A 19857-nucleotide genomic window follows, 5' to 3' on the forward strand; every position below is an offset into this window, starting at 1 on the left:
GCGCTCTTGCCACTGCGTGGCGAGGCTCAGCTCACGGCGGCCGCTCCTGACACGCCACCACAATCGAGCACGCGTCTCACGGAGTACACCGACTCAGCATTCGACCGCGATCGAGGCATCACCGACCACGTGCGGATGTTCGGTATCGCTGTCACGCAGGCTGGTTCGTTCCGGTGACACCCCACCGATCGGCATACCTGCCAGCATCCGCAGCGCCAGCCGCACGAACGCGAAGTGCGTACGCAGAGCCCGCGGTGAGCGGGCGACGGAGGCAACGGTGCACGTGCCGGTCGGTGCGGGAGTTCCAGCGAATCTGTCGGTGAGCCAATCGAGAATCGCCGGGACGATGAGGAATTCGAGTGGCAGGTGCGAACCGCGGCGCACGCGCAGGTAGCGCACCGTCGCCCCGGCCTGCTCGTACCGGCGCACGTGGGCGTCGATATCGGCGACGGCGATCACCTCGTCGTTCACCCCCTGGACGATGAGCAGCGGTGCGGCGGGCGCGCGAGTGCCGGGTTCGATGTCGGCGAGAATGCGGCGCAGGACGGGCTCGGCGAGCAGCTCCCCCATGCCGCCGCGCAGATGCCGGGTCACATCGCGACGGGCGAACCGCAGCAGCAGCGCGAAGGTGCTGCGCTCCTCGGCCTCACCGAGCAGACCGCGATATCGCGCGTCGAAGTGATCGCTCAGCACCGGATCGAGTTCGGGATAGGCCTGCCGCAATCCCGCGACGAACGCCGCCGGGAACCCGGCGAACCATCCGCCGTTGAGACGAACGAACGCCGCGGCCGGGTCACCCACCGGTGATCCCGCCGCCGCGCCGACGATGTTCAGCTCCGGCGCGTACTCGGCGGCCAGTTCGGCGGCCCACGCCGTCGCCAACCCACCACCCGAATAGCCCCACAGGGCAACCGCCGTGGTGGGCGTCAGCGCCATCGGGGCGAAGTCGAGCGCGGCCCGAATCCCGTCCAGCGCACGGTATCCGGGTTCACGTGCCGCTCCGAACCGGCCACCTGCCCCTTCGTGATCGGGTACCGATACCGCCCAGCCCTGCTCCAGGGCCATCGCGATGATCGGCAGCTCGAGCGGCGCGATCGAACCGATCGTCCACGCCCCGCTCCGCAACGCGTACGACGGAAAGCACTGCGGGGCAACCGCATCGATCGCGCACTGGAACGACACCAGCGGCCGGGGACGCGCGGCGGCGCCCCATGGCAGCAGCACCGTCGTCACCGACACTTCCGGCGCACCGTCGAGATCGCAGGTGCGGTACAGCAATTGCCAGGCCGTGATCCGCTGCCGGATCACCCCGAACAACGCGACATCCACCGGCCGCGACCGCACCACCGTCCCCGGCGCGAGCACGTCGAAACCGGATGGCGCGTCGTAGAACGGGTCATCGGGCGGGAGCAGCGGCGCGGCCTGCCGGGTCGGCGCCGGGGCGTCGACGGTCATAGGCTGCCGCCGCCACCGAAGAACCAGGGGTTGAACGTGCAGGTCAAGGTGGGACTGCCTTCCGGGTCGAGGGCACGCAGCGCGATCGAGGCGGCGCGCGGGGAATACATCATGGTCAGGTGGTCGGAGACGTCCTGCTCACAGCCGTTCTGCAGGGCTATGTTGTCGACGGTCGCGTCCGGCCCGGCCCGCAGGAAGGTGAGGTCGAGGGGATTCATCACCTCGTCGTAGCGGGAACCGACCACGGTGTAGGCGACGCCGGGCACGGTGTCGCCGGTGGCGTTGAGGGTGGTGTAGAACGACGAGCCGATGGCCTGTTCGACATTGGCAGCGCCGATGATCGGCCGGTAGAAGCCCAGGATGTCGATGCCGGCGTTGTTGATCATGCGGCCGAGGGTGGCGATCCCGAGCAGCGAGGTGCCGTGGTGGGTGGCGCCGAAACTGACGAGCTTGCCGACCTTGCCCTGGCCGCCCTCGAACTTCAGGTAGTGATTCGCGATGGTGCCGCCCTGGGAATGGCCGACGATGTCGACCTGGTCCGACCCGGTCGCCGCGCGTACTCGTTCGATGAAGGCGGCGACCTGACGGGAAGAATCGGCCATCGGGCCGACCCCGTAGCGCCCCGGCAGCACGGCGCCGAGTCCACCGGCCTCCAGCAGCCCGGATTTGCCGAAGTTCAAGGCGAACACGCAGTACCCGGCCTCGGCGAGGCGGGGCGAGAGATAGGAGAAGGTGTCGTAGGCGTTGAGCCAGGTGCCGTGCAGCAGCACCACCGGGCGGGGGTGCTGCGCCGAGGGCTTGCAGTCCCAGCGGTTGGCGCCGGGCGGCGCGGCGTCGGGGTGGAGCAGGCCGTAGGCGAAGGCGGGCAGGTAGGCCGACATCTCGGGGCCCTCACCGACGGCGTCGGAGGCGCGGCTGCCCGACGAACCCGAGCTGCTGCCCGAGGCGCTGCCGGTGTCGGCGATAGCGGTGGGGGTGCGGCCGTCAGCGGCGGCCACCGTGCCCGCGTTCATGTATTCGGCCAGCGAGGCGATCGTCGGTTCCAGCGTGGGAGCCGCGCCGGCCGGGCCTGCGGCCACGGTCAGCGCCGCGGCGATGCCGATTCCGCACAGTGCGCGGCGAAGGGAATGCGTCGTTGCAATCATGGTTTCACTTCCGTAGATCCGCGTCGACGAACAGGTAGCTCGGACGCGCTCTGCGAATCTATGACCCAGGACACAGTGATGTCACTGCACCGGGCAACGAGAAACTCTGGACCGGATTGGCGCGGGAACCAAGTTCTGTACGTTTTCGATCGGATGGTCCACTACCGGGCTGTCGTCGGACACAATCGAGTCATGCTCGCCGAACACCCCGTTTCCGAACTCCCCGCTCTGCCCGCGCTGACCGCCCGCCTGCTGACGCGGTGGCCACAGATCTCCGAACGCATGCTCGCCGCTGGTCTCGGCGCCAACGCGCCCGCCGAACTGCCCGACGGGCACTTCACCGCGGAAGTGCTACCGACCATCTACGCGTGCGGGCGGGCCGTACTCGAGGCGATCGGCGCCGACCGCGAGTTCACCTACGCCGAGGTCGCGGCCTTCGTCGCCCCGGTCGCCGAGCGTCACGCCGAGGACCGGCTGCCGTTGCCGATGCTGATCGGCGCGATCCACGGCTCGGCGCAGTCGGTGTTCGCGGAGGCGTTGTCGCTGGCTCTGCCCACCGAGACCGCGGAGATGGCGCGGGTGGGCAACCGCCTGCTCGATCTGCTGCGCCATATCAACATGACGGTCGTGGAGACCTACACCGAGGTCGAGCAGTCGATCTATCACGCCGAACGCGAGGCGCGCCGGGAGCTGTGTTCGGCACTGGTTCGCGGCCTGCCCGCCGAGGAGCTCGCGGCCCGCGCCGACACGATCCTCGCCGACCAGTACACGGTGCTGGCGGTCCATCTGAGCGAGCCGCCGCGCGTGGGCACCGCGGCCAACCTGGTGACCAGGCGACGGATCCGCGTGTTGCAGCGCGCTTTGGACGAACTCACCGGCACCACCACCCCGGCCACCTTCGACGGCGCTCACGGGATCGCGCTGCTGAGTCACAGTTCCGAAACCGACATCCTCGACACGGCGAAGTTCGACGAACTCGCCGACCGACTGCGGGCCCAGTTCGGGGTACCGGTGTATCTGGCCGAATTCTCCGGCGTCAGTCGTGACGCCATTCCGGCCGCAGCGAAGGACGCGACCGAACTGACCGAACTGGCGCGACTACGCGGCAAGCCCGGCGGCTGCTATCGGCTCGACGATCTGCTGCTCGAATATCAGCTCACCCGGCCCGGCCCGGCCCGAGAACGCCTGGCGCAGCGGGTGATTCCGCTCCTGAGCAGCCCGCACCTGATCGATGCGCTGGAAGCGCATCTCGTGCACGGCGCCGACCGCAAAACTGCGTCACGACTTATTCATGTGCACCCGAATACATTTACCTATCGCCTGCGCAGGATCGCCGAACTCACCGGTCTCGACCCGGCCGATCCGAAAGATTCGCGTATGCTCGCCGCGTCACTCACGGTGTATCGACTCGATTCCCTCGAGAACGAAAAAACCCGCTATTCGACGTGTGCATCGAATAGCGGGTAATTCGTTTCCCGACAAGGAAAGTCTTACTTGTCAGCGCTCTTTACAGGTAGGCGCTGCACACGGGCCAGGCGCCGGGACCCTGCGCGGCCAGCACGTTCTCGGCCACGCGGATCTGCTCTTCACGGCTGGCGTTGTCGGCGGTGCCCGCGCCACCGTAGGCTTCCCAGGTGCTCTGCGAGAACTGCAGGCCGCCGTAGTAGCCGTTACCGGTGTTGATGTTCCAGTTGCCTGTGCTCTCGCACTGCGCCACGGCGTCCCAGTTGTTCGCCGAGGCGGTTGCGGTGGTCAGACCGGCCGGAACGGCGATCATCGCGCCGGCAACAGCGGCAAGACCAAGGGCACGGGTGGTGAACTTGCGATTCAAAGACATAAAGTATTTCCTGCCTGCGCCCACCGACTCGGTGATGGAAACTACCGCGTCCCTGCCCCTCAGTCATGTCGGGGATCCTCGAATCACGGGGCAGGCTTTCTGGCGTTCTGCGATTCGATTCGGCTCGGGTTGTTGTTCAAGCCGTGATCGAATGTAGCCGGTTTGCGACCTGAGATCACGTACCGATCACGACGCCATTTGTAGCGAGCATTGTCCAAACGAACACTGTTCACCCCTGGTCGACCGTAATAAATCCGTAATCACACCACTGTCGTTATAGCGCCGTAATGTGACGGGGCTCATGCGGAACAAGAGACCCCAGTCACGTTTCTTTCCCGGCAATTCGGGCAAGCGGCCCACGTCGGGCCGGGGGATGATGGGTGAAAAGGAGGCGCACATGAGCACTCGCCGGACCCTGTTCACCGTCATCGCGCTCGGCGTGGTCGCGGCCGTGAGCGTAGGTCTCTACCTGTTCCAGCCCTGGCGACTGTTCACCACGGTCACCGTCGACGAGGCACCGATCGTCGCAGTGGACGGCGCGCCACCGCCGGTCATCGCGGAGGGCACCTTCGTCTCACATGAGCACGACACCTCCGGCACCGCCCAGCTCCAGCGCACGTCGGAGGGCACCATCGTGCTCCGGATCGTCGACCTGAACACCTCCGACGGGCCTGCCCTGCACGTCTGGCTCACCGATCAGCCGGTGATCGTCGACGACTGGCACAACTTCGACGACGGCAACCACATCGACCTCGGCTCCCTGAAGGGAAACGAGGGCAACCAGAACTACGAGCTGCCCGCCGGTACCGATCTGTCCACAGTGAAGTCGGTCAGCATCTGGTGCGAGCGCTTCCACGTGTCCTTCGGCGCCGCCACCCTCGTTCCGGCGTAAACCCGCAGATCAGCGGGATAACGACCGGTCAGGCGAGCAAGCGGCGCTCGGTCGCGACAGCGACCGCCGCCGCGCGGGTGTCGACGCCGAGTTTGTCGTAGATGCGGCCCAGATGCGTCTTCACCGTGGCCTCGCTGATGTGGAGGGCGCGCGCGATCTCGCGGTTGCCGAGGCCGTGGGCGAGTTGACCGAGGATGTCGCGCTCACGCGCGGTGAGCGTGGGTCCTGGATTGCGCATCTTGGCCATCACCTTGGCGGCGACCGGCGCGGACAAGGCGGTCTGCCCGCTCGCCGCGGCGTGGATGGCGGCGAACAGTTCCTCCGGCCGCTCGGCCTTGAGCAGGTATCCGGTGGCGCCCGCCTCGATCGCGCGGGTGATGTCGGCGTCGGTGTCGTAGGTGGTGAGTACCAGGACGTGCGGGGTCGGCGCGGGCTGGGCGGTGATCCGGCGGGTCGCTTCGACGCCGTCCATGTCACTGCCGAGCTGGAGGTCCATCAACACCACGTCCGGGTTCAGGTTCGCGGCCAGCGTGACCGCGGTCGGCCCGTCGGCGGCCTCCCCGATGACCTCGATATCCGGCGCGCTCGACAGCAGCGCGTGCAGTCCGGCGCGGACGACAGCGTGATCGTCACAGATCAACAGGCGCACGGTGGGGTTCACAGGTGCCGATGTTAATCCGCCGACCGGTCGACCGCGGTCGCGCCGGCGACGGTGCCGAGCGGAATGGCGGCCGAGAGCACGGTGCCGTCGCCCGGCGCGGACTCGACGGTGCAGGTGCCGCCGAGTTGGCGGACCCGAGCCCGAACAGCGGGCAACCCGTGGCCGCGATGTTGTGCCGGGTCGGTCTGCGCGTCGGGGTCGAAGCCGCGTCCGTCGTCGGCGACGTCGAGCACGATCTGGTCGTCGAGACTGGTCAGCGTGATGGTGGCGGTGGTGGCCGCCGCGTGTTCGCGCACATTGGCCAGCGCGCCCTGGGCGATGCGCAGCAGGGTGGCCTCGACCCGCTGGGGCAGCGGTCCCGGCGTTCCTTCTATATGGCAGCGCACGCTCAGGGTGTCGGTGGTCTCCCGCTCGGCCAGCGCGGCCAGCGCGGCGGGCAGTGATCCGCCCGCGGCCAGGTCGGCCGGTGCCAGGTCGTGGACGAACCGGCGGGCCTCGGTCAGGTCACGTTCGGCGATGGCGGCGGCCGAGCGCAGATGGGTGTGCGCGAGCTGCGGATCGCTGTCCCACACCAGGTCGGCCGCTTGGAGCAGCATGCGCTGACTCGACAGACCCTGTGCGAGGGTGTCGTGGATCTCCATGGCCAGCCGTTGCCGCTCAGCCAGGGTGCCTTCCCTGCGTTCGGTGGCTGCCAGTTCCCGCCTGGTCCGCACCAGGTCGTCGATCAGCGCGGCCTGCCGTTCGGCCTGACGGCGCATTCCGACGAACAGTGCCGTGGTCACCGCCGCCACCGCGGGTGGGGCGAGCACCAGATTCGGATCGAGCCACCCGGCGATGCGCACCTGGCTCACCACCACCAGCGCCGTGAGCGCGACGACCAGGATCACCGCGACCCGCTCCGACAGAATCCGCAACCCCGTGTACACCAGCGGCACCGCGCACCAGGCGAAACTCGGCGCGAGCACCACCAGCACCGACCAGGTGAGCACCAACAGCGCGAACCACACCAGCCGCCCCGATTGCCGCAGCTCGCTCAGCGCGTAGAGCACCGCGATCACCACGGAGAGGACGACGATCAACGGCGTCGACCGGGTCTCGCTGTGCCGGATCAACCATCGCATCAGGGAAGCGGCCAGCAGGACATAGAAGGCACTGTGCACGATGACGGCAAGCAGTCGCGTGTCGTCCCGCTGGGCGCCGAGCAACTGAGTCATGTCGTCCACCTGCATCTCTCGACGGCTGCGGCCGCGGGTTCTCGCCCCTACGGGTCCTGGGCAAACTCCGATTCTCCCCCGGCGATCGCCCGCGGTGGGTCATCCGATCGGTTGACCCGGGTGTCGACCGATCCGGCCCCGGAGTGCAGCCGGTACGCCGATCCGCACGGGCCCCCGAGCGAACAGGATGGATATCAACAGGCCACGGCAGACCGCCGGCCGGCCGAAATCCGCACAGGAGCAGTCATGACCGCCAAGTCCACCACCCGCAACCGTCTCATCATCGCCGGCGCCACCGTCGGTGTCGTCGCCGCCGGTGTGGTCGGCGTCGTGACGGTCCAGGCGCAGGATCAGGACCCGGCCACCCGCACCCCCGTCGTCGTCAACGCCGCCGACGCCAACCTGGCCCAGTCGACTCACCTGTCGATCGCCGCCGCCACCAAGGCCGCGCAGACCGCCCTCGACGCCGCCGCCAAGGAGAACCAGCGGGTGAGCGTCGCGGTTGTCGACCGCAACGGCAATGTCATCGTCACCCTGCGCGGCGACGGCGCGGGCCCGCAGTCCTACGACGCCGCCCAGCAGAAGGCCTTCACCGCGGTCTCCTGGAACGCCCCCACCACCGAGCTGGCCAAGCGTCTCGAGTCGGCTCCGCATCTGGCCGACATCGACGGCACCCTCTTCCTCGGTGGCGGCGCCCCGGTGAAGTCGAACAATGCCCCGATCGCGGGCATCGGCGTGGCAGGCGCCCCGAGCGGTGACCTCGACGAGAAGTTCGCCCAGGCGGGCGTCGCCTCGCTCGGGAGCTGATCAGCATCAGTGTTCATTCGGTGCGGCGGGCGCGGGCCCGGCGTTTGCCCTCGTGCATCGCCTGGACCCGGGCGATCGGAATGGTGTGGCCCTCGGCGATCAAGTCGGCCGGAAGTGCTTGCGGTGCGGGCATTTCCGTGGTCCACGGGTCGGAATCGCCGAGCAGGTTCGGCGCTGTGCGCAGGGTGAAGTCGGCGGGGGTCACCGAGTCGATGTCGTTCCAGCGCAGGGGAAAAGACACCGGAACACCCGGGCGGATACGCGGGCTGTATGCCGCGATCACCGTTGCGCCACCGGCTCGCGTGGAGTCGAGAAAGACTTTGCCCGCACGGTCCTCGCGGATGAACGCGGTGGTTCCGACGGTGGGGTCGATGCGCTCGGCCCTGGCCGCGACGGCCCGTGTCGCCGCCGCGGCGTCCTCGATCGCGACGCCGGGCTCGATCGGCACGTAGACGTGTAATCCCTTGGCGCCGCTGGTCTTCACCGCACCGGCAAGCCCGTCGGCCGCCAGCGCGGCCCGGATCAGATGCGCACCCGCGGCCGCGTCGTGAAACGTCTGCCCCGGTGAGGGATCAAGATCCAGCACCAGGTGCGTCGGTCCCGCGCTGTGGTCGACCGGCAGCAACAGCGGGTGGTATTCCACCGCGCGCTGGTTTCCGAACCACAGCAGCGTGCGCACGTCGTCGCCGAGTGCGTAGGTGACCTCGCGATGCGAGCTCTCGGCCCACACCGTCGCGCGCGGAACCCAATCCGGGGTGTATTTCGGCAGGTTCTTCTGCATGAACGGCTCCTGCCCCGGCCGCACCCGCACCACCGACAGGGCCCGCCCCCGCAACACCCGAACGAGCCGCTCCCCCACGAACTCGAGATAGTCGACCAGATCCCGCTTGGTCGCCTCGGCCCCGTCGAACAACGGCTGATCGAGATTGCTCATCTCCACCCCACCGCGCAGCTCTTTGCTGGTCATGGCCCCACCTTGCCCCGCTGCCAGAGGGCGGTCAACCGGTCGTGCGCACAGAACCGCCGCCCGAGCTCGTCTCGGGCGGCGGCGTATCAGCAGAGCGCATCAGGCACATCGAGCAGCGATCATCACCCGTTTTGGTCGATCACCAGGTCGTCGGCTATCGTATGTTCCGCGCGGCTCACCCCGGTGAGCTGTAGTTCTGGCCCCGTCGTCTAGCGGCCTAGGACGCCGCCCTCTCAAGGCGGTAGCGCGGGTTCGAATCCCGTCGGGGCTACAGAGAGAACTCCTCGGTCATGGTGACCGGGGAGTTTTTTTGTGCCCGTGTCTTGTGCCCCGAGTGCAACATATTGACAGACGTTGCACAGTTCATACACTGTAGGAAACGGTGCATGGAGGTGACGTGATCGAGCAGACGGCGTTGGAGAAGCGACTCCAGGACGCCGCGGCGCGTCCCGATGCCGTGAGCGCGTTCCGCGCCGCCAGGGCCGTATTCCTGGCCGGGCACCGACTCGAGATGAAGGAACTCGCCGTCGCGCTCGGGGTGAACCGGGCAACGCTGTTCCGGTGGGTCGGCGGGCGCGACGAACTACTCGCCGAGGTGATCTGGTCGGTCGCCGAGCCGACCTTGCGGCGCGCGGCCGCCGCGGCGCCCGGTCACGGCGCGTACCGCATCGCGACGATCCTCGGTGATTTCGCGCAGGCCACCAACACCTCCTACGCCTTCCGCCAGTTCCTGCTGCGCGAACCCGAGCGGTCGCTGCGACTGCTCACCACACGCGCGGGATCGGTGCAGCACCGCGTCGTCGCGATCGTGGAAGAGCTACTCGCCGAGGAGATTTCGGCCGGGAATCTCGATCCGCTGCTGCCGGTGCCGGAGTTGGCGCTGCTGCTGGTGCGGATCACCGAGACCTTCATCTACACCGATGTGATCAGCGGTGAGGAACCCGACGCGGCCAGAGTTGTCCGGGCGTCATTGGTTCTGCTGGGCGAACGGCCCGAACAGTAAGTCAGCGAAAGGACACCATGAAGCGCTCCATCTTTACCGAGGACCACGACGCCTTCCGCGCGTCGGTCGCCGAGTTCGTCAAGCGCTCGATCGCGCCGAATGCCGAACGCTTCGTCGAAGAGCGGGCGATCGACCGCGAAACCTGGCTCGCGGCAGGCGAACTGGGCTACCTCGGCCTCGGCGTGCCCGAGGAGTTCGGTGGCAGCGACGCCGGCGACTACCGGTTCAACGCGGTGTTCGGTGAGGAGCTGTCGAAGGCGAGCGCCGCGATCGCGTCCTCGTTCGGCATCCACTACGACGTGTGCGCGCCCTACATGGTCGAGCTCACCAACGATGAACAGAAGCAGCGCTGGCTCCCGAAGTTCTGCACCGGCGAGATCATCACGGCCATCGGCATGACCGAGCCGTCGGGCGGTTCCGACCTGGCCGCGCTGAAGACCACCGCCGTGCGCGACGGCGACGACTGGATCGTCAACGGCTCGAAGACGTTCATCACCAACGGTTTCAACGCCGATCTGGTGATCGTCGCCGCCCGCACCAGCCCGGAGAAAAAGGCCAAGGGCATCACCCTGTTCGTCATCGAGACCGGGATGGACGGCTTCACTCGCGGGCGCAAGCTCGACAAGGTCGGTCAGCCCGAATCCGATACCGCCGAACTGTTCTTCGACAATGTGCGTGTCCCCGACGCCAACCGGCTCGGTGAGGTCGACCGTGGCTTCATCGCCATGATGGAGCGGCTGCCGCAGGAACGCATCGGCGCGGCGATCTCCAACCTCGCGCACGCCTCCGCGATCCTGGACGAGACGCTGCAGTATGCCAAGGAGCGCAAGGCATTCGGGCAGCAGATCGGCAGCTTCCAGTACAACAAGTTCCTGTTCGCCGAGCTGGTCACCAAAATCGAAGTGACACAGGCGTTCGTCGATCAGGGCATCGTCGCCCACGCTGCCGGTGAGCTGTCCGCGGTCGACGCGGCGAAGGCCAAGTGGTGGTCGGCGCAGGTGCAGAACGACGTGCTCGACGCGTGTGTGCAGCTGCACGGCGGCTACGGCTACATGCGTGAATACCGGGTCGCGCGGGCGTGGATGGACGCCAGGGTCACCAAGATCTGGGCGGGTTCCAACGAGATCATGAAGGAACTGATCGGCCGCGATCTGGGTCTGTAGCGCACGGATAGCGTCGCGCCCGGCGTAGGAGCCACCGGGCGCGACGCGTCGCCGGTCAGCTCAGGATGATCGGCAGCGCGGCCAGATCGTTCTGCGTGAGCACCGGCAGGTTGCCGATCTCACTGTCGGGCACGGCAAGTCGCAGCTTCGGGAAGCGGGCGAACAGCGCGGGCAGCGCGATCGCGGCTTCCAGCCGCGACAGGGCGGCGCCGGGGCAGATGTGCGGGCCGTAGCCGAAGGCCAAGTGGCGGTTGGCGGTCGGGCGCGTCACATCGAACTCGTCGGCGGTCTCGCCGTGCACCGCGGTGTCGCGGCCGACGGCACGGTAGGACATCACCACGCCCTCGCCCTTGGCGATCACGGTGTCGCCGACAACGATGTCCTCGGTGGCGAAACGCATCAGCAGGTGCGAGACCGGGCCGTCCCAGCGCAGCGATTCCTCGATGACCTGCTTCCACTCCACGTCCCCGGCAAGGACTTTCGCCAGCTGCTCGGGTTCGGCGAGCAGCGCGCGCACGGTATTGATGATCAGGCTGACGGTGGTCTCGTGGCCGGCGGCGACGAGGGCCTTGATGTTGCCGATCGCCTCTTCCTCGGTGAGCGGCTCGCCGCCCTCGTCGGCGGTGACGAACGCCGAGGTCAGGTCATCGGCCGGGTCGGCGATCTTCTGCCGGACCAGGTCGGTGAAGTACACATCGAGGCCGCCGATCACCTCGAGGCGCTCGTCCTGCGGGGTCATTACCGAGAAGAACTTCTTGTACCACTCGAGCAGCTGCGCGTGGTCTTCGCGCGCGACGCCCATCAGGTCGCCGACCACGCGCATCGGCAGCGGGTAGGCGAAGACCTCCTTGAGGTCCACCGGCGCGCCGTCGGCACCGGCGGCTTCGAGGTCGTCGAGCAGGTCGGCGGTGAGCTGTTCGATCACCGGACGGAGCTCTTCCAGCCGCCGCGGGGCCAGCGCCTGGGCTGTCTTGAGCCGCAACCGGCGGTGCTCGGCACCGTCGACGCTGAACATCGACCTGTCGACGAGGACCATCCCGATCAGCGGCCACTGGTTGGTCACCACGCCGTCGGCGTACAGCGACCACGCGTTGATGTCCTTGACCAGCCGGGTGTCGGTGGTCAGCTGACGCGCGACGGCGTGATCGGTGACCGTCCAGGCGGGCACACCGAGCAGGTCGATCCGGGTGATCGGACCGAGTGCACGAAGTCGGGCGGTTTCCCCGTTGAGGTCACCGACCATGGGGTCGATGGCGAAAGGGCATGGCGAGCTCACGAAAAACCTCCGACGGGTCGAACTGGTGTGAAACGAACGGGCAGTGCGGTCATGCCCCGAAGGAAAGCCGAAGGTCGCCGGGTGAGCTGGTCGGCGGGCACCCCGAGGTCGACATCGGGCAGCCGGTCGAGCAGCACCTCGATCCCGGTCCTCGCGATGATCTCCGCGATCTGCTGCGCCGGGAAAGGACAGCGATACTCGCCATAGCTGAACGCGAAGTGGGCGTTGTTGCCGGTGGGCACCGAGCCGCCCTCGGTAAACGATTGGCGCACATGCGGATCGAGATTGGCCGCCGCGAGACCGAGCAGCAGGAGGTCGCCCGCCCGAATCGTCTTGTCGGCGAGACGGGTGTCGCGCGCGGCCCAGCGCCCCGCCAGAATCGAGGTGGGCCCCTCTTCCCAGAGCACCTCGTTCATGGCCTCACCGACACTGCGCCTGCCACCGCCGAGCGCGTTCGCGAATCGGTCGTCGGTGAGCATCAACCGCATGGAGCTGCCGAGCCAGTCCGCGGTGGTGAGGTGACCCGCGGCGGCGATCGCCATCAGGTCGTTCATGTATTCCTCGTCGGTGAACGGCTCGGGGTCGGCCAGCATCATCGAGGCCAGATCCCCAGCGGGACGTGCCCTTTTCGCCGCGACCAGGCGGGCCATGTGCTCGGCGAAGCGGGCATGGCCGGACTGGGCGTCGGCGCCACCGTCGGCGAGCTGTTTCATCGCCAGGGCGAGGTCTGCCGCATCGATGTCGGGCAGACCGAGGATGCGCGCCAGAGCGAGAGCGGGCAGCGGCACCGCGAACTCGGCGATCAGGTCGGCGCTGCCGCGACCACAGAACCCGTCGACGAGGCGGTCGGCCAGTTCCTCACAGGCTCTGCGCAATTCGAAGTGATCCACCGCGTCCAGTGCCGGTTCCACCATCGCCAGGTGCCTGCGGTGTTCGGCGCCCGCGGTGAAGTAGATCGAGGGCATCGGGTGCCCGATCATCGGCAGCAGCGGCCAGTCCTCCGGTACCCGGCCCCACTGATTCCACAGCGACACATCGCGCGGGAACAGCAGTGGATCGCTGGTCACCTGGTGCAGTTCGCGATAGCCGATGATCAGCCACGCCGGAAAACCGCCCGGCAGCTCTACCTCGACGACCGGGCCGTGGTCGCGGCGCATCCGCCGGTAGACCTCGTGCGGTTCGATGTGGAACTCGGGCCCGCTCAACGGCACCGCGCCGGTGATCGGGCAGGCGCCGGTCGGTGTGCTCATCAGACGGTTTCTCCCTGCGGGACAGCGGAATACAGGTGCTCGACCAACGTGATCAGCACCTGCTTGCTCGATTCGCGCGAGCGCGCGTCACACATCACCAGCGGCACCGCCGGATCGAGATCGAGCGCGTCACGCACCGCTCCGGGCGAATGGGAATCGCCGAAGTCGTTGCAGGCGACCACGAACGGGGTGCCCTGGTGTTCGAGCCGGTCGATCGCATACCAGGAGTCGCTGATCCGGCGCTGGTCGACCAGCACGATCGCGCCGAGCGCACCCGCGAAGAGCCGGTCCCACAGGAACCAGAACCGTTGCTGCCCAGGAGCTCCGAACAGATACAGCACGTGTTCGTGGTCGAGGGTGATGCGGCCGAAGTCGAAGGCGACGGTGGTGGTCGACTTGCCGGGCACACCGCTGGTGTCGTCGACACCTGCCCCGACGTCGGTCATCGTGGCTTCGGTGTCGAGGGGCCGGATCTCGCTCACCGAGCGCACCAGTGTCGTTTTGCCGACACCGAATCCGCCGATCACCACGATCTTCAACCCGTGCATTGCCGTGCTGTGCAGCGGCGCTCGAGCCCGCTCGGGCACGTTCTCAGAGCTTGCGAAGTCCAACGAGCACCTTCTCGAGGGTGGAAGCGTCCAGCGACATCGCCGCCGACAGCGGTGGGCGCACCGTGATCTTGCCCGAGGCCAGCAGGTCCGACAGCACGACCGTGGCCACCCCGACGGGCAGGCGCAGCTCGGCCGCGATCTCCACCACGGCGGTCGGCGCCCGGCACATGTCGAGGATCGCGGCTTGCTCCGAGGACATGCCCGCGGTGGGCGCGGACTCGCTGACCACCAGGGTGACCAGGTCGAAGTCCTCGGTCGCGGGGGCGCGGCCGCCGGTCAGCGTGTAGAAGCGGTCGGGATCGTCGTCGCGACCTGCCCTGGTCACTCGATCGCTCCGCGTCTGGGTTGGGCAGCCAGATGCTCGCCGAGCTGTTCGACGAGCTCGTGCATCGTGTGGCCGACCAGACCGGCATCGGCGTCCTCGGCGGCGACCACCGCCAAGTGCGCGCCGCGCCCCGCCTCGACCACGAACAGGATGCCGCCGTAGAACTCGGTCATCGACTGGCGAACTCCGCCACGCCCGTCACCGAACTCGACGGAAGCCCCGTGCGACAGGCTCTGGAATCCGGCGGCGATGGCGGCCAGCTGATCGGCGCGGTCCACATCGAGTTCCGGCGTATGGCAGATCTTGAGCCCGTCGCCGGACAGCAGCAGGGCGTGCCTGGCGCGCGGGGTGCGGGCGAGCAGCTTCTCGAGCAGCCAGCCGAGGTGGGCGGGGGCGGTGGTGGTCATCGGTCCTCCATGGGGTCGGGAGCCGCGGCGGCGCTGCCCGGTTCGTGGCTTGCGTTGGTGCGGCCCGGCGCGGAGCGCTGGAAGGCACCGAGGGCGGTGGGCTTGGCCGGGGCCGCCTTGGCGGCGGGTGCGGCGGTGAGACCTTCGGGGTGGACCTGGGCCAGGGTGTCGCCCCGGCGGCGTTTCGGCAGCGAGGGTGAGGTCGGGACCGCGCCGTCGGTCTCCGGTCGCGCGTGCTGGCCGGCGGACTCGCTGAAATCCATGGTGCCGGTGTCGGTTCTGCGCGGGATCGGACTGTCGAACTGGCTCAGCGTGGCGGGTTCGGCGAAGCGCGGCGCCGCCACCACATTGCGACTGCGGCGTTCGGCGCGGGCGGTGAGTTCGCGCGGGATGACGACGACGACCGCGGTGCCGCCGATCGCCGACGGCCGATACGACACGGTGAGTTCGTGCTTGCGCGCCAGATGCCCGACCACCGCGAGGCCGAGCCGGGTACCCGACAGCGAGGCGAGATCCACGCCCTTGCCCTTGTGATCGCGCCCGGTGACGGCGGCTTCGGCGCGGCGCAACGCGGAATCGCTCATGATCAGGCCGCTGTCCTCGATCGTGATCACCACGCCCGCGGGCACTTCCGCGGCGTAGACGTGTACCTCGGTGGTGGGCGGCGAGAAGTTGCAGGCGTTGTCGAGGAGTTCGGCCAGTGTGTGCATCACGCCTTCGGCGGCGTGCCCGGCGATGCCGACCTCGGCGATCGCCCGCAGCCGGACGCGCTGATACCCGGCGACCCGGCCCATCGCGCCGCGCAGAATCGATTCCATCGCAATCGGTTTCGCCCAGCGGCGCCCGGTCCGCGCACCGGACAGGACCGCGATGCTGTCGGCCAGGCGTCCCGCCTGGGCGGTGCGATGGTCGATGTGGAGCAGGTCGGTGAGCACTCGCGGATCGGCGTGGCGGTGTTCCATCTCCCGCAGTTCGGCCAGCATCGAGGTGGTCATCGCCTGGATGCGGCCGGCCGCACCGGCGAAGGCCGCCAGTGCCGCCGCGCCCCGGCGCGAGTTCTCCTGGGCTTCCCACGCGTACGCGGCGGTGTGCTCGTCGGCCTGGGTCAGGCGCGCGCTCGCCTCGGCCACGGTGGCGGCCAGTTGCTGCTCGGCCTGCTGGGCAGCGGCCAGACTCGCGCGCGCCTGCGCGCGCTGGCGCAGGGCGAACCACACCGCGGGGCAGCCGATCAGTGCCGCGGCCACCGCCGCGGCGAGCACCGGGATGCCGATGGCCGGTGGCGTGAACACCGCGGTCACCGCGGCGATCGCCACCACCGCCACGCCGGCGCCGAGCACCACAGATCCGGCGCTGTCGCCGGACGCCTTCGGCGCAGCTGCTGTCTGTGCCATCGGCAGTACTTCCGCAGTACTCACAGGCCCCCTGCCATAGTGGTCGATCAAACACGCAGCAAGGCAGCCTGTTTCGAAGTCGGAGTCGAGCATATCGAGCCCCCGCCCGACCTGCCACTCGACCGATCAGGGTTCACCGGCCGTTGGGGTACGGGTCAGTATCGGGCCTGGTCACGACAGGTGGGGCGAGACGGCGATCACGTCCCGAGAGCAGGTGCGATGACCGTCGCCATGGCTCGGTAGCCGGAATCATTGGGATGCAGGTGATCACCGCTGTCGAACACGTCGGCGAGGCGGGTGCGATCACCGGGAGTGGCCAGCGCTTGTTCGAGATCGACCACCGTGTCGAAGGCGCCCGACTCCCGAATCCAAGTGTTCACCTCGTTCCGCAATCGTTCCTTCTCCGGCGAGTAGTACGCGGAACCGGCGAATGGCAGAATGGTCGCGCCGACGATGCGCACGCCCGCCGCGCGCGCCTGCGCGATCAAGGCGCGATATCCGGCGATTAGCTGGTCGGTCGACACCGGTGGGAAGACAACCCCGTCCGGGCCCGCACTGCCCGACAGGCCGATGTCGTTGATCCCGATCAGGACGACGGCGGTGCCGACGCCCGGTTGGTCGAGAACGTCACGACGGAACCGAGCCAGCGCGCTGTCGCCGAGCACGGTCGAGTCGGTGAGCAGCCTGTTGCCGCTGATTCCGGCATTGACCACCGGGCCGTGGTGGCCTACCGCCGCGAGTTGGTCGGGGTAGCGCAGGTCGGCGTCGAGAGTAGAGCGGTAGCCGTCGGTGATCGAATCGCCGAAGGCCACGGTGACGTCGCCGGTGCTCGACCGCAGCGTCTCGATGCCCGCCACGTAATACCAGGACTGCGAGGTGTCGGCGAACGGCGCCGCCGACGGATCGGCGGCGTGATCGCCCTGCGCTCGGTAGCTGGTGGCCAGCGACTGGCCGTGCTGGGTCGCGGGGCCGGTGGGTCGGTCGAAATAGAGGGTGACCGCGATCGATGCCCCCACGGTGCGCACGGCGTCGCTGACCACTTCGGCCCCCGGCGCGATCACGAAGGTGGACTGCCCACCAACGCTCAACCCCCGCACCGATTCCGGGGTGATCGCCGCGCCGCCCGCGCTGGCGGCCACCGTCGCCGCCGACACGGGCAGGGGGTACTCACCGAAGCGGTTCGACAACCGAATCCTGACTTGCGGACCCTCCTGCGACAGGCGAAACACCTGTCGCACAGTCTGGTCGGCGAAACCCATCGCCGACCAGTTCTGGTAGACCGGGTACTGCACAGCGGTCGTCCAGGCACTCGACCACGAGGTTTCGGTGTCGCGAGCACCGAACGCCACCAGGACCAGCGCGGCCACGGCGGCGACGGGCGCGGCGATCCACCGTAGGCGCACCGTCAACGCAGCGACCATGTCATGCCGAACGGCGCGAGAGCGTCGAGGAATTCGACCGGCTCGAACAGCTCGGCGGGTGACTGCGCGCCGGGCTTGCCCACCCCCGCGGCAATTCGCGTCGCGACCTCCACCGCTAGCTGGGCGCTGTTGCGGTAGGCGTCGGGGCCGCTACCGATCCCGCGCAGGGTCCGGCCGTCGCGGTGGATGTCGACGACCATCGAGTACGCGGCCGGGGCCGACGGGGTTTCGGGCGCGGCGTCCAGATCGGCCTCGGTGACGGTGCCGACGATGTCGAAAATCGACGTCGCGAGCACACCCTCCACCGAGCGCGCCGTGGTGTGGCGTGGAATCGTCACCACGGAGGGTTGCGGAAACTTCATCACTGCAATGGGTTCCGTCTCGTCAGGAAGTAGGAAGGTGGCCCGGCGGGGCTGGGGACCGGTGCGGAATTCGCCGTCGGACCAGGACAGGCCGCCACTGGTGAAGACATCTAGATTCTGGAAGACGGTGCGCATACTTCCGCGCGAGCCCTCACCGCCGGGCGTGGCGACATGGCTCAGCACGATCTCGTCGGCGCCGCCGAGCCGCTCGGCGCCGAGGTGGGCGAGCAGGTCGCCGAAGATCCCCGCTTCGGTGGTCGCGGTCGAGAGCGTCACCCCGGCCTCTGCCGCGAGCGGACCGAATTGGGCGAAGACCTTCTCGACGAAGAGCTGTTCGCCCGCGACGTCCACGTAGTGGACGCCGGCGGCGATGGCGGCGCGCAGTACGCCCTCGCCGCGACCGGTGTAGTCGGGCAGGGTACTGATCACGGCGTCGACATCGGCGAACGCGGCGACGAGTGCGCCGTGATCGTCGGCCGCGGCGACCCGAACCTCGGCGCCGCGACCGGCGAGCCGCGCGGCGTCGCGGCCCACGGCCACGGTCTCGATGCCGCGCTCGCGCAGTTCCCGCACCGCGAGTGTTCCGACGTGGCCACTGGCTCCGTAGACGGCGATCTTCATGTCGTGCTCCTTGTGCTCATCGGGCTGATGAACACAGCGTATGAACTATTGGTGAGACAAGAAATCATCCATAATCTTGCCTGGATATCCGATCGTCTCCACGCGTATTGTTTCGAACATGGATCTGCTGAGCGATGTCCTGGCCACCGCGAAGACCGGCAGCCCGGCCTCCGGCATGTTCGTGCGGCACGCGCCGTGGGGCCGGGCGTATCCACGCATCGAGAGCGCGGGTTTCCATGTGATTCTGCAGGGCTCGTGCTGGCTGACGCGACCCGATGCGGAGCCGCTGGCACTGGGCGCCGGTGACGCGGTCTTCATGCCACGCGGGGTGGCCCACGATCTGCTCGACCAGCTCGACAGCCCGGTGACCGAAACCGCGGGCCCCGAGGATGTCCGGATCGTGACGGGACCGGGCGCTCCCGCGACGCTGCTGTGCGGTTCCTACCAGCTCGCCGCCGACCGAACCCATCCGCTGCTGACGGAACTGCCCGAGGTGGTACACATTCCGGCGCGGCTCGGCACGCATCCGTCGCTGCGCGCCGCGGTCGATCTGCTGGCCGACGAACTCACCCACACCCACCCCGGCGCCGACGCGGCGATACCCCCACTGCTGGACCTGCTGCTCCTCTATCTCCTGCGCGCCCGGCTCGCGGACTCCGCCCAGACGACCGGCTGGGCGGCCGCGGTCGCCGACCCGGACATCTCCCGCTCCCTGCGCGCCGTCCACGACGACCCCGCCCGCGGCTGGACCGTCGAATCCCTCGGCGCCCGAGCAGGTCTCAGTCGGGCCGCCTTCGCCAAACGTTTCACCACGCTGGTCGGCGAGCCCCCACTGACCTACCTCACCCGCTGGCGCATGCTCACCGCCGCCCGCCTGCTCCGCGACACCGACCACCCGCTCTCGACCGTCGCGAGGCACACCGGATACAGCTCCGAGTACGCCTTCAGCAAGGCCTTCAAACGCGAATTCGGCACGGCACCTGGCCGATACCGCTCGACACCGACCGAGGTCCTGATGGCGGGCGCGCGGTAACCCTCAGTCGAGCACA

19 protein-coding genes, 1 tRNA gene and 1 pseudogene are annotated in these 19857 nt (G+C 68.5%); 7 read left to right on the forward strand and 14 right to left on the reverse strand.

What is annotated here, in order from left to right:
* Window positions 1–93 precede the first annotated feature (93 nt).
* On the reverse strand, window positions 94–1455 hold the full coding sequence (locus tag ACWF99_RS26035; protein ID WP_452537640.1) for a lipase family protein: 1362 nt from the start codon (window positions 1453–1455) through the stop codon (window positions 94–96).
* Window positions 1452–2600 carry an esterase/lipase family protein gene (locus ACWF99_RS26040; RefSeq protein WP_378633107.1) on the reverse strand — a complete coding sequence of 383 codons (1149 nt, stop codon included), beginning with the start codon at window positions 2598–2600 and terminating at the stop codon, window positions 1452–1454. Before ACWF99_RS26040 ends, ACWF99_RS26035 begins: the two co-directional genes overlap by 4 nt.
* Before the next feature lie 192 nt (window positions 2601–2792).
* Here ACWF99_RS26040 and ACWF99_RS26045 point away from each other — a divergent pair, with 192 nt between their 5' ends.
* Window positions 2793–4067 carry a PucR family transcriptional regulator gene (locus ACWF99_RS26045; protein ID WP_378633106.1) on the forward strand — a complete coding sequence of 425 codons (1275 nt, stop codon included), beginning with the start codon at window positions 2793–2795 and terminating at the stop codon, window positions 4065–4067.
* Between the two features lie 43 nt (window positions 4068–4110).
* Here ACWF99_RS26045 and ACWF99_RS26050 read toward each other — a convergent pair.
* Window positions 4111–4437: pseudogene (locus ACWF99_RS26050) on the reverse strand (transglycosylase family protein); the annotation flags it as partial.
* A 397-nt stretch (window positions 4438–4834) separates the two neighbouring features.
* Here ACWF99_RS26050 and ACWF99_RS26055 point away from each other — a divergent pair.
* The gene (locus ACWF99_RS26055; RefSeq protein WP_452537641.1) at window positions 4835–5329 is read left to right on the forward strand and encodes a DM13 domain-containing protein; all 495 of its coding nucleotides are present in this window, start codon (window positions 4835–4837) and stop codon (window positions 5327–5329) included.
* A 28-nt stretch (window positions 5330–5357) separates the two neighbouring features.
* Here the strand turns inward: ACWF99_RS26055 and ACWF99_RS26060 are convergent, their stop codons facing one another.
* Both ACWF99_RS26060 and ACWF99_RS26065 read right to left on the reverse strand, forming a co-directional pair.
* Window positions 5358–5990 (reverse strand): response regulator, encoded by a 633-nt coding sequence (locus ACWF99_RS26060; protein ID WP_452537642.1) that lies wholly within the window; start codon window positions 5988–5990, stop codon window positions 5358–5360.
* A gap of 11 nt (window positions 5991–6001) precedes the next feature.
* Window positions 6002–7204 carry a sensor histidine kinase gene (locus ACWF99_RS26065; RefSeq protein WP_452537643.1) on the reverse strand — a complete coding sequence of 401 codons (1203 nt, stop codon included), beginning with the start codon at window positions 7202–7204 and terminating at the stop codon, window positions 6002–6004.
* A 246-nt stretch (window positions 7205–7450) separates the two neighbouring features.
* On the opposite strand from ACWF99_RS26065, the gene ACWF99_RS26070 reads away from it, so the two are divergent.
* On the forward strand, window positions 7451–8011 hold the full coding sequence (locus tag ACWF99_RS26070; RefSeq protein ID WP_378633096.1) for a GlcG/HbpS family heme-binding protein: 561 nt from the start codon (window positions 7451–7453) through the stop codon (window positions 8009–8011).
* 13 nt (window positions 8012–8024) lie between these two features.
* Here ACWF99_RS26070 and ACWF99_RS26075 read toward each other — a convergent pair whose 3' ends face one another.
* Complete coding sequence (locus tag ACWF99_RS26075) at window positions 8025–8978, reverse strand: DNA polymerase domain-containing protein (protein WP_378633093.1); 954 nt, start codon at window positions 8976–8978, stop codon at window positions 8025–8027.
* Window positions 8979–9176: 198 nt separating this feature from the next.
* Between ACWF99_RS26075 and ACWF99_RS26080 the strand changes: the two genes are divergently transcribed.
* From ACWF99_RS26080 to ACWF99_RS26090, 3 genes are all read left to right on the forward strand, one after another.
* A tRNA-Glu gene (locus tag ACWF99_RS26080) sits at window positions 9177–9249 on the forward strand.
* Window positions 9250–9375: 126 nt separating this feature from the next.
* Entirely contained in the window at window positions 9376–9981 is a 606-nt protein-coding gene (locus ACWF99_RS26085; RefSeq protein ID WP_378633091.1) for a QsdR family transcriptional regulator, read from the forward strand.
* A 17-nt stretch (window positions 9982–9998) separates the two neighbouring features.
* A complete protein-coding gene (locus ACWF99_RS26090; RefSeq protein ID WP_378633088.1) occupies window positions 9999–11144 on the forward strand; it encodes an acyl-CoA dehydrogenase family protein in 1146 nt (381 codons plus the stop codon).
* 55 nt (window positions 11145–11199) lie between these two features.
* Here ACWF99_RS26090 and ACWF99_RS26095 read toward each other — a convergent pair whose 3' ends face one another.
* From ACWF99_RS26095 to ACWF99_RS26130, 8 genes are all read right to left on the reverse strand, one after another.
* Window positions 11200–12420, reverse strand: a complete 1221-nt coding sequence (locus ACWF99_RS26095; protein ID WP_378651721.1) for a cytochrome P450 family protein — start codon at window positions 12418–12420, stop codon at window positions 11200–11202.
* On the reverse strand, window positions 12417–13670 hold the full coding sequence (locus ACWF99_RS26100) for a cytochrome P450 family protein (protein WP_378633083.1): 1254 nt from the start codon (window positions 13668–13670) through the stop codon (window positions 12417–12419). The genes ACWF99_RS26095 and ACWF99_RS26100 overlap by 4 nt, the downstream gene beginning before the upstream one ends.
* Window positions 13670–14218, reverse strand: a complete 549-nt coding sequence (locus ACWF99_RS26105; protein WP_452537754.1) for a GTP-binding protein — start codon at window positions 14216–14218, stop codon at window positions 13670–13672. Before ACWF99_RS26105 ends, ACWF99_RS26100 begins: the two co-directional genes overlap by 1 nt.
* A gap of 43 nt (window positions 14219–14261) precedes the next feature.
* Entirely contained in the window at window positions 14262–14606 is a 345-nt protein-coding gene (locus tag ACWF99_RS26110; protein ID WP_378633080.1) for a DUF742 domain-containing protein, read from the reverse strand.
* On the reverse strand, window positions 14603–15013 hold the full coding sequence (locus ACWF99_RS26115) for a roadblock/LC7 domain-containing protein (protein WP_378633077.1): 411 nt from the start codon (window positions 15011–15013) through the stop codon (window positions 14603–14605). Before ACWF99_RS26115 ends, ACWF99_RS26110 begins: the two co-directional genes overlap by 4 nt.
* Window positions 15010–16404 (reverse strand): sensor histidine kinase, encoded by a 1395-nt coding sequence (locus ACWF99_RS26120; RefSeq protein WP_452537644.1) that lies wholly within the window; start codon window positions 16402–16404, stop codon window positions 15010–15012. Before ACWF99_RS26120 ends, ACWF99_RS26115 begins: the two co-directional genes overlap by 4 nt.
* Before the next feature lie 197 nt (window positions 16405–16601).
* Window positions 16602–17807, reverse strand: coding sequence for an SGNH/GDSL hydrolase family protein (locus ACWF99_RS26125; protein WP_452537755.1), 1206 nt, complete (start codon window positions 17805–17807; stop codon window positions 16602–16604).
* A gap of 2 nt (window positions 17808–17809) precedes the next feature.
* A complete protein-coding gene (locus ACWF99_RS26130; RefSeq protein WP_452537645.1) occupies window positions 17810–18808 on the reverse strand; it encodes a saccharopine dehydrogenase NADP-binding domain-containing protein in 999 nt (332 codons plus the stop codon).
* A 118-nt stretch (window positions 18809–18926) separates the two neighbouring features.
* Here ACWF99_RS26130 and ACWF99_RS26135 point away from each other — a divergent pair, with 118 nt between their 5' ends.
* Window positions 18927–19841 (forward strand): AraC family transcriptional regulator, encoded by a 915-nt coding sequence (locus ACWF99_RS26135; protein ID WP_452537646.1) that lies wholly within the window; start codon window positions 18927–18929, stop codon window positions 19839–19841.
* The last annotated feature ends 16 nt before the right edge of the window (window positions 19842–19857 follow it).

Source organism: Nocardia sp. NPDC055002 (assembly GCF_053608825.1).